The sequence below is a fragment of the Rhodobacter maris genome (genome assembly GCF_900217815.1).
Lineage (GTDB): Bacteria > Pseudomonadota > Alphaproteobacteria > Rhodobacterales > Rhodobacteraceae > Rhodobacter > Rhodobacter maris.
The window spans coordinates 1-1,090 of sequence record NZ_OBMT01000056.1; the positions used below are offsets into that span (position 1 = coordinate 1).

1 protein-coding gene is annotated in these 1,090 nt (G+C 59.9%); it reads right to left on the reverse strand.

Annotation, left to right across the window (positions count from 1 at the left end; translation table 11 throughout):
* On the reverse strand, positions 1-917 hold a 917-nt coding region (locus CRO22_RS18520; protein ID WP_141399499.1), incomplete at its 3' end, for a HAMP domain-containing methyl-accepting chemotaxis protein.
* Between the last annotated feature and the right edge of the window lie 173 nt (positions 918-1,090).

A 1,090-nucleotide genomic window follows, 5' to 3' on the forward strand; every position in this document is an offset into this window, starting at 1 on the left:
TCCTCCATCGCCGAGGAGGCTTCCTCGGTCGAAGAGGCCTGTTCGGTCGAGCCCTGGCTCAGCTGTTCGGCCGCGGCCGAAAGCTCCTGGCTGCCAGTATCGACATTGCGCACGGCGCCAGTGACCTCGGTGATCACTTCGCTGAGCTTCGCCACCATGTCGCGGGCTGCGGCCAGCAGGCTTTCTTCGTCACCCTTGCGGGTCGCCACCTGGATCTCGAGATTGCCACCAGCGATCTCGCGGATGATGTCACGGGCATAATCGGGCTCGCCGCCGAGCGAACGCATGATGCCGCGGATCAGCACAACCGCAGTGGCGATACCGACGATCAGCGCGACAGTGATCACGGCCAGAATGATCTTCTGGGCGGCCGCATAGGCCACATCGCCTTCCGCACTGGCGTCATCCGCTCCCTTGACGTTGATTTCGACAAGTTTCGTCAGTGCGGCTGCGAGCGCGTTGAACTCGTCGAGAGTTTCCGTTTGCTGTGACGAGGCCAGCTCGTTCTGATTGCTCCGCGACAGGGTCAGGATACGTTTGGATTGCTGGAAATATGCATCCAGCTGAGCGCTGAATTCATTATACAGCTTCTGTTCTTCCGGCGAGGAGATCAGCGCTTCATAAGCGGCGCGAGTCGTCTTGAGTTCGTCCAGCACGCCTTGCAGATAGGTGTCGATCCGTTCCATCCCGGCATTGTCGGTTTGCAGGATATGCGCGTATTCCCCGACACGATATTTTGCCACGATCGTATTGAGCGCGCGCACCTGGCTCACGCTCGGCAGCCAGTTTTGAACGATGGCCGTAGACTGGTCGTTGATCCGGCTCATCTGCAGGATCGCGATGCCGCCGAGGCTGGCGATCATCAACAGCAAGATGCCGAAAGCACCGATCAGCTTTGCCTTGAGGGAGAGGTTCATTTCAGTGTCCTTTCGTCCGTCGAGAAGGCCGCATCCCGGTCCCCCTTCGCGCCAAAGATTCGTTCCATGTCAGGAAGTATGATGAAGTCTTCGCCATGCTTGCCGATGCCGCGGACGAATTCCGCGGGCCAGCGCATGCCCACTTTCGGAGCCCCCTCGACCGAGGCCTCCGC